This window comes from Acetomicrobium mobile (assembly GCF_937920065.1).
This window is the reverse complement of the sequence record NZ_CALETC010000110.1, coordinates 1-8,449: the sequence shown is the minus strand read 5'-3', so window position 1 is coordinate 8,449 and position 8,449 is coordinate 1. Positions and strand designations below refer to the sequence as shown.

The following is an 8,449-nucleotide window of genomic DNA, read 5'->3' as shown; positions in this document are numbered from 1 at the left end:
ACAAAATAGTATAATATATATTCGCAAGCAGATATTAAGTTCTAAAATAGGAGGGTGATTATCATGTGGGACAAGAAAGCAGGCCCGTTCATCCTTCTCTTGTTAGCGATTATCATGGTTCTTGTAGCTTTTTCAGCGGCATTTGCTAGTGTAACCGTCACAGCCAAAGAGGGGTTTATCAATGTCAAAGGGGGCAAGGTGTGGTACCGAGCGGCGGGGCTAGATGCGCAAGGGGTTCCTCTATTAGTTTTGCACGGTGGCCCGGGGATGACCCATTTCTATCTAGAATCTCTCGAAGCTCTTGCAAGCAGCAGGCCGGTTATTTTTTATGATCAACTTGGCTGCGGCAACTCCATAACTGAGGAGAAGGATACCAAGTCGTTATGGACCATAGAACGTTTCGTGGACGAGGTGCAGGCTGTAAGGGATGCCCTTGGCCTTGATAAGGTGCATATTCTTGGGCATTCGTGGGGGTCTATGTTGGCAGTGGAGTATATGACCCGCAAGAACCCTGAGGGGGTTCAAAGCCTCATACTGGCAGGGCCCTTCATGAGCACCCCGAGATGGATCTCCGATGCCAAGTCGTTGCTTAAAACTTTACCACAAGACATACAGAAAATAGTGGAGGAAGCGGAGGCCAAGGGCGATTATGACAACCCAGAGTACCTCAAAGCCATGGACGTGTTTTATAAAAACTTCTTCTGCAGGTTGGATCCATGGCCTGAGAGCTTGCTCAAAGCCTTTGATACCATGGGATATGAAGTCTACAACTACATGTGGGGGCCGAGTGAGTTTACTTCAACCGGGACGCTTAAAAACCACGAAGTAATCGACAAGCTTAAGGAGCTTAAACTACCAGTTCTCTTCACCTGTGGGGAATTTGACGAAGCCCGTCCGGAGACGGCTAAATACTATCAAAGCCTAGTGCCTGGAGCGGAGCTTTACATAGTGAAAGGCGCCTCGCATTGCCATCACTTGGAAAGTCCTGAGGAATTCAATGCAGTGATATCCAAGTTCATGGAGAAGAACGAAAAGTAAATATTTAGGGCCTGCTCGATTGAGGGCAGGCCCTAAATATTTCCGTATTCCATGCTAATTTCCTGGGCCAGTTGGCGCAGTGAAAACCATTCGGAGGTCTTTAGCTGCTCAAGGTAGTTGGTGGCCGTGGTTTGCATTTCCGGTATGGCCGGGTTGTTCTCCAGCTCCAGGATACACTCGATAACCAAGGCAAGCATGTCGCATTGCTTGGTGAAGGAGCTCACTGAGAAGGACTTCTCCGTGCTCAGTTCGTCCAAAAGTCTTTTCTTTTCTACGTCCTCTTTGACTTTGGGCGGCATGGTCTCTTTTATGACCTTTCGCTGTTTATCCTCAACTATGTCCCAAAGGGGTCGGCCTTCCTTTGAAGTGCCAAGTTCGTTTATTCTCTGTTTCACCGGAGAGATCACGTCCCCCGTCAGGCTCTCCAGGATATCGTGAAAGAGAGAGAGCAGAACAGATTCAATGTGGAATTTTTCCTTGAAGATATCCGGTCCATATATGGGGGCGAACATCCTTTCTTCGTAGAGGGAATATACCGCTGCCAGCAGGGCGACCACGTAGGTGTGAGCTAGTACGCTGCTTTCCAGGGTGCGCTTTATGCGGTTCCAGCGGATCAGGTATTTGAGGTTGCGAACGGTGATAAAGTACTCTCTGTGGCTTTCTGCTATTTTCTCGTATTCTTCGTAATGGGGAATTTCTTTTATACTTCTTCGGATCTCTTCTTCGCGTTTTTCGTAGGCTTCTTTGTATATTTTGCCGTTGGTGAGGCACTCCTCAAGGGCTGCCTTCCTTTTGCAGTAGTTGAAGATATGGTCTATGTCTTGGGCAGTTGATTCATCTTCGAGCTTTAGCTTTGCCTTCATGTACGGCAAAAGCTTTCCCCCTATGGGTCTTGGAAACAGTGGAGCGATCTTGCGCGCTGCGTCATCTCGTAGGATTTCGTAGTAGTTTGTGCCTTTTTTGTTGTCCTCCACCGGTATTCTTTCCAAGGACTCTATGGTGTGCCTTGGGATATCCGATATCTCGAACTTGGTGAATGATTGAAGCAGTGCCCGCAATATAAGGTGGTTGACGAACTCGTCATCTTTGTTCATCTCTTTGGCTATTGCGTATCCAAGGTGGGCGACGTATGCTGCGTTTTCCGCCTCTGTCCATGTCTCAATGCGGGGCAAAAAGTTCCATCGCTGCATGCTCATGAGCCTTTTTAACGCGGAGATAAGGCTTCGTGCCATGATATCGACCTCTTTCCAAGGTAGATCTTCAGACTAATTTTAGCATGAGGGGAAGTTTTCTTTATGGAAAAACTTCAAAGCAACGAAGCCTAAACAAGAGGCATATTATAATAAGGAAAATTTTTTAAAGGAAGAGGTCAAAAACGCCAAAAACAAAGACCAGATCCCTAAGGGGATTTTTTATGTTTCGTCGGTTTTTTCCCGTCTTTTTATTACCCACCAAGGAGCCATGGACGTATCCTGGTGGGCTTTGCCGAAGATCTCCCATAGGGTGGAAAATGCGTTGTGGACTCGGTTTATCATGGAGAACAGGGGCATAAAGACTATCCACGGAAAGAGCTTCATGTCCTGCCAGGGCCTTTCTGACAATACCAGCACGAAGATAATGAAGAAAAAAGCGGTGACACTTAGGTAGAACAAGTACACTAGCGCCATTATTCCCAGGGCAAAGGAAACAGGGAAGGCCACCGCAAGGTACGTTAAGTATCCCGTTATTGCAAAGGGCATGACTATCTGAAACAAAAGGCCAGTCCAAAGGAGAGCTATGAAGTTTTTCCACCCCACAAGCCTGGGGTTAAAGGACATCCAATGCTTCCTGAAATATATATAAGATAGATCTCCATCCCATCTCAGCCTTTGCCTGAAGAAATCCCTGAAGGTCTCAGGTACGTCGGTGAGCCCCACGGCCTCGGGGTCGAAGACTATCTTCATGTTCTTGTATCGTCCGAAATAGTTTTTTACCCTCAAGGTCAAGTCCAGGTCCTCCGCGCTGCCTGTGCTCCACCCCATGACTGCCTTTAGCACATCTTTCCTGAAGACGCCGAAGGCTCCAGAGATGTTGTTGACCATGTTGAAGGCGCTCAGCCCTGTCTTGCTGGCCTGTATGGAGAAGAAGTACTCTATGGCCTGAAGCCTGGTAACCAGGCTCTTTCGTATGTTTCGGACCTTTAGGGAGCCTGCGACGCATGCTACGTCTGGATCCTCGAAGTGCCGTGTTGCCCGCTCCACCATGTTGTTGTCGAAAGAGGTGTCTCCGTCCAAGGCCATTACTATATCTCCTCTGGCGACGGCAAGCCCCGCATTGAGGGATGAGACCCTACCTCCCCTTTTCCACTTTGGAAGCACGAGCAAGCTTCTTTTGGGTATCCTGCTTACTACGTTCTCCATGGATTTGGCTGCTTCGTAGGTCTTTTGATTTTGCGCTGCACCATCTATGACCGCTATTATCTGAATGAGTCCGGGGTAGAACTGCTCCGCCAATGTCTGAATGGTCCTTTTTACCCCCTCCCCTTCGCTGTAGCAGGTTATTATGCAGGAGACAGACGGGAAATTTCTATCTTGGGTGTATTTTTCGCTCATTCGTATCAGGCCGTACTTCAGAATGCCCAGGGTCACCAAAAGGTACACCGGCACCTCAAAAAAGAGCACAAAGGGTATGAACTGAAATATGACCTGCCACGTCTTGGCGGAGAAGGGGTCACCCAAAAGTACTATTAATATGTCGAGAACCTGAGCAAAAAAACTACTCATTGCCCAACTCCCCAGACAACCTTGCTAGGATCCTTTCCGCATCGTCTGCGTCCATAAGGTCGTCGGGAGTGGAGAATAGGGCGATTTTAAACTCCAATGTGCCCTCGTAATCGATATCTATTAACGAACTTAGGTTTTTTATCCGCTCAGCGAGCACATTGGCTCCGGCCTTGTCGGTCTTGGGCAAAAGAAGCCACAGGTTGTTTATGGATGTCCTCATCGAGACGTCGGTTCCTCTTATTAACTGCCTTAACCTTCTAGCTATCTCGTTTGCAAGCCGCAAGGTCTTTTCCCTTCCAAGTTTTAGGGCGATGTCGGGAAGATTGGATATGTAAATTCCCACCACGGAAAAGTTGTCCTGGGGGTACCTTTTGTGGAGATCAAGGAGCCAGTTCATGAGCTTGCTGAAATAGGGAGGAGCCATGTAATTGAGGCTGTCGAATATGCTATATACGTCTTCCATGGTGCCCACCCGCGCGGCGGTTTTGCCCTTGTTGGTTATTTTGAAACCGTATATGTTCTTTATTATAAGTTCGTCGGTGTCAGATCGCGTTCTGCAGTTGAAACAGTCAACGACCACATCGGGGTCTATGAATCGATGGCCGCAATCATTGCAGGAATGGCTCTCCATGGGGTGGTCGTAATCCTCTCCTAGATGCCTGAGCCTTGTGTGGCAGAAGGGACATCTCAGGTGATCCTCCAGGAGGAAATCCTCAACCGGTCCCACCCTTCCGCAGGTAAAGCAGTGAATGAACTCCTTCCTGACTATGTCCAGGCTGCTGCAGTTGGGGCATATATCGATGTAGTTCAGGTGGGACGTCTCGCACCTGGGGCAGAGCCTTATACGGTCTATCAGGTCTCCGAACTCTAACAGCCCTTTCTGCTTGAGAAAACCTAGCCACTCCTCGCCCATGGCCGGATCCTCGCTGAGACAGGAGGCTAAGGGATATCTGTAGGCATGGGGTGTAAAGGGTTCGAGTAGGGGCTTTATTTGCATGCTGGGCCTGGCGTACAAATAGGCCATCAGCCGGAAGTCGGGGCTTTCTTTGAGGGCATCCTGGTTGGCTTCGTTCAGCCGGTTCAATATCTGCGAGGCCTTTTTTACGGCCTCCTCCATTGAGGATATTTCCCCGTCGCACAGAAGGGCTATCTTTTCCGGCAGTGCCGAAGTCGTAAACAGGGGCTTGGCGCACGATGAAGGATTGCTTCGTATGGTGCATGAAACTTGGCATGCCAGCTCCTCAGGTTCTGAACCGTCTATTATGAAGGCGTCGGCATCCTCCATAACCTGCGTTAGTTCCTCTATGGAGTGTACGTCCCTAACCGTTTCGTACCTATTGAGGCAAGGATTCTCCGCGAGGGCGAAGCGGATAAATTTTATATCTTTTTCAGTCATTTCCGGCTCACTTCCTTTGGTCTCATTCCCAGAATTTTAGGTGGAATCCCCAGTGGGCAGAGAAGGGAAGCCCTTCCACCATCAAATCTTCTGGTATGGGTTCTGTGGGCTCCAAGATTACCTTCACCGCTATTTGGTTTTCGCTGAAGGGAGTCCTAAGCTCATAAGGCAGCGCCTGGGCAGTGGTGGGTATCTCCTTGACCTTGGCTTTTACGATCTTCCCGCCGGGGAATCTCAACGTCACCGGCCTTCCCGGAGATACGAAATGAAGGTCCTGGGGCTCCACGTAAGTCACCAAAGCTGCTGTTTTGGTGTCCACCATGCTGGCCAACAACCCCCCCTGCGCCACGGTTTGGTTGGGCACGACGAAGATTTCCGTGACCAGTCCATCTACGGGAGAACGGACTTCGATGGGACGTTCTCCTTCCTCAAGAAGCTTTATTTCGGCCTCTAGCTGCCTCAGCCTCACCTCGTACTGGGGGTCCTTTGCATCTTCCATCTTGTTTAATTCGTCTTTTTGCCTTATGTAGTTTGCCCATGCCGACGCAAAGGCGCTTTGGGCCAGGTTGAGCTCTGCCCGTGTGGCTGCTCCCTTGTTGAACAGCTCTTCGGTGTCTTTTAGGATCTTCCTTCTGTAGTCTACTTCTTGCTTTGCCAACGCCAATAGCTCCTTGAGTTTTGATGCGTCGTCGGGTTGGGGATAGTTCTCCAAAAGGGCGTCTCTTTCAGCCTTGAGCAGTTGGAGTCTTTCAGGTTGGACAGTGGGCTTTATGGAGAACAGTACGTCCCCTTCTTTTACGGCCTTACCCTCTTTGGCCAAGACGGCTTCCACCACGCAGGGGCGAGGAGCAGTAACGGCTACTCTTTCCATTTCGATGTTTCCAGGGGAGATGGCAAAAAACAGGCCGCTTCCTATCTTGAACAAGAAGTACAAAAAGGGGCTGCAGACGATCAGCACCACCAAAAACCAACGCCACTTGGGGAAGACCCTCTTGGCTGGTGCGTAAGGCATCTTTAGGCCGTCTTTGGCGTCTGGATTTTTGCTCTTGGGAGATTGGAATCTTACTTTCACGGTTTCATCTCCTTATACTCTTTCCATGATTGTATGATAAAGCCCTCAAACTGGGACGACTGGAGCTTTTTGTTCATGTAGTGCAGGGCCTCTTTGAGCGCGGCTTTGCCTTTTGTTCCGTAGCTTTCCTGTGGGGAAAGGTTTTGTTCTACGCTCTGGGCCAGGGCAAACCTCATGTTGGGAAAGCTTTTCATTATGGCTTCCATGCGCTTTGCGGTTTTTTCGGCGTTTGAGGAGTATATCATCACCGCTACGTACTCAACGCCGATTCCCGCAAGCCCCTTCCCAGCGATTTGTCCCAATTCACCTTCCAGGTACCTAGGATGAATTGACAGAGAAACGGGAAAGTCCGAAGCGCTTAATACTTCCTTTGTGGTATCCACGAGCTTTTGCGTCAGGGCCTTTCTGTTCTTTGCAGCGTCAGGCAGAGAGTCGGGTTCTATGTCCAGATGGATTCCATCAAAGGGAAACTGGCTCATGAAGCCTATTATCTCCAAGAGATTTGGCCGGTGTTTCTCCAAGAGCCAGGAGGGGTCCCCCAAAAGAAGCTCCACATCCATAGCGCGACTTTTGCACTCTTCTATGAGGTTTAAAAGAGCACTTTTCCCTTGGGGGGTTTTGAGGAAGTTAAGCTCGGCTTTGCTGAAGGACAAAAGCACCCGGCTGAAGCCCTCCGAGGCCAACTTATCAAGCTCGCTGGTTCGGGTTTTTGAATCGAGCAGTGCCGATGGATCCCAAACATAGGCAGAAAGCCTGAAGGGGAAAGTTAAGGAATTTTGCTCTGCCAGGGGAAAGTACCTGGGCAGCTTTTCATTTATGTTGTCCAATGTCACGGGATATGCAAATATGGCAAGCTCCGCCTCGGTTTGAAGCAAAAGGCTTTGGGCGTCTACAAAGTCCAAGTAGGTTCTGAGGTAGTTGTAGCGGCTTTTCAGGAGTTGCTCAAAGGTGTCCCCCGGTATTTTTTCATGGCGCAGGAGGTTTTCCCTTATGGCCTCCTTGGCGGCTTCAAGGCGCTTTTCATTGGCATCTATGGATTTTATCGCGTACCGTCTAAGGCCCAGTATCCTGTTAAGGTCGTTCTCCAAGGTTATTTGGGTTATTATCTTCTCTTGTTTTTCTTTTTTTAGGGCTTCTTCGGCGGCGAGCTTGGCGGGGTCTTTATCGTCCCTCAAGGAGCGGAAGGGGTTTTTTATCGTAGCCGAAATATACGCGCCGCTTCCCGTCCCGCCGGGGAAGTCCTTTCCCACTGCAACTCCCAGGTCTATATTCCCTTCTTTCTCGAGCTTGCCCGATAGTTGGGCTATTTGCTCCCTTAGCTCAAGGGCCTGATCCTTGTAGTATAGGTCCGCTAGTTTCGGGATGTTGTCGTAGAGAGTCATTGGGTCCTTGATAGGGCCGGGCAATGTGGGATTGGGACATTTGGCTCCGAGTTTCCAAGACCTGCCGGTTGCAAGGCGTATGGTACCCAGAGCCTGGGACTTTTTCATCTGGACGCTTTCCAGGTCCCGCTTGGCCATTTCAAAGGCAGACATAAACTCAAGGCGGTCTGCTTCCAGCAGGAGCCCCTTTTCCGTGCGGGCCTTCAAAACTTTCCTCGCTTCCTCTTCTCCTGCAAGAAATTCTTTTATTGCCTCTTCCTTCCTGCATTCTGCCCATAGTACGATGTAGGCCTTCCGCAGGCTGGTGAGGTTGGTTTCAAGGACCTTGCGCAGCAAAGCCTCGCCCTTCAGCCTTTCCATCTCGGCCTTGAGCACTTTGATCTTTTCGCCGTTCCAGGTGCCCAGTATGGGGAAGGAGACCCAGGATTTCAGCGTCAGCTTTTGGTAATTGATGTTCTCGTCGGAGGTCTCGCTTTGGGGCTCGTCGTTGTATCCATAGGTGGCATTTATGTAGAACTTGGGGCCTATGGAGTCCTTCTCGGCCTCTAGGATGTGCATGTTCTCGTTCAGGAGAGCAAGCGAAGAAAGAACCTCAGGCCCCTCCTGCACAAGGGGTTCCAGCTCCTCCAGGGGAGGCAGCTCTTGCTCATGGGAACTTGCCCAGCTGGCCTCCCTGGAGCAGAAGGGCCAAAACATAAGAAACAACACCAAACATAAAATGTGAAACTTGAAATATGCTTTCTTTGTACTCAAACCGGCTCTTCCTTATCAAATGGAGTGTAAAAATAGTATATTAAAA

The 8,449-nt window shown here is 49.6% G+C and carries 6 protein-coding genes; 1 reads left to right on the top strand and 5 read right to left on the bottom strand.

Features of this window, described 5'->3' with window-relative positions; translation table 11 throughout:
* Nucleotides 1-63 precede the first annotated feature (63 nt).
* Nucleotides 64-1,038: a proline iminopeptidase-family hydrolase gene (locus Q7P41_RS04675; protein WP_273702164.1), complete on the top strand. Its 975-nt coding sequence runs from the start codon at nt 64-66 to the stop codon at nt 1,036-1,038.
* 32 nt (nt 1,039-1,070) lie between these two features.
* On the opposite strand, the gene Q7P41_RS04670 is transcribed toward Q7P41_RS04675, so the two are convergent.
* The 5 genes from Q7P41_RS04670 to Q7P41_RS04650 all read right to left on the bottom strand — a co-directional run bounded on the left by Q7P41_RS04670 (nt 1,071) and on the right by Q7P41_RS04650 (nt 8,403).
* Nucleotides 1,071-2,270: an HD family hydrolase gene (locus Q7P41_RS04670; RefSeq protein WP_213698329.1), complete on the bottom strand. Its 1,200-nt coding sequence runs from the start codon at nt 2,268-2,270 to the stop codon at nt 1,071-1,073.
* A gap of 180 nt (nt 2,271-2,450) precedes the next feature.
* On the bottom strand, nt 2,451-3,800 hold the full coding sequence (locus Q7P41_RS04665; RefSeq protein ID WP_213698330.1) for a glycosyltransferase: 1,350 nt from the start codon (nt 3,798-3,800) through the stop codon (nt 2,451-2,453).
* Complete coding sequence (locus Q7P41_RS04660; protein WP_303882526.1) at nt 3,793-5,196, bottom strand: diguanylate cyclase domain-containing protein; 1,404 nt, start codon at nt 5,194-5,196, stop codon at nt 3,793-3,795. Before Q7P41_RS04660 ends, Q7P41_RS04665 begins: the two co-directional genes overlap by 8 nt.
* A 22-nt stretch (nt 5,197-5,218) precedes the next feature.
* Complete coding sequence (locus tag Q7P41_RS04655) at nt 5,219-6,268, bottom strand: HlyD family secretion protein (RefSeq protein ID WP_213698332.1); 1,050 nt, start codon at nt 6,266-6,268, stop codon at nt 5,219-5,221.
* Entirely contained in the window at nt 6,265-8,403 is a 2,139-nt protein-coding gene (locus tag Q7P41_RS04650; RefSeq protein WP_213698333.1) for a TolC family protein, read from the bottom strand. The genes Q7P41_RS04655 and Q7P41_RS04650 overlap by 4 nt, the downstream gene beginning before the upstream one ends.
* Between the last annotated feature and the right edge of the window lie 46 nt (nt 8,404-8,449).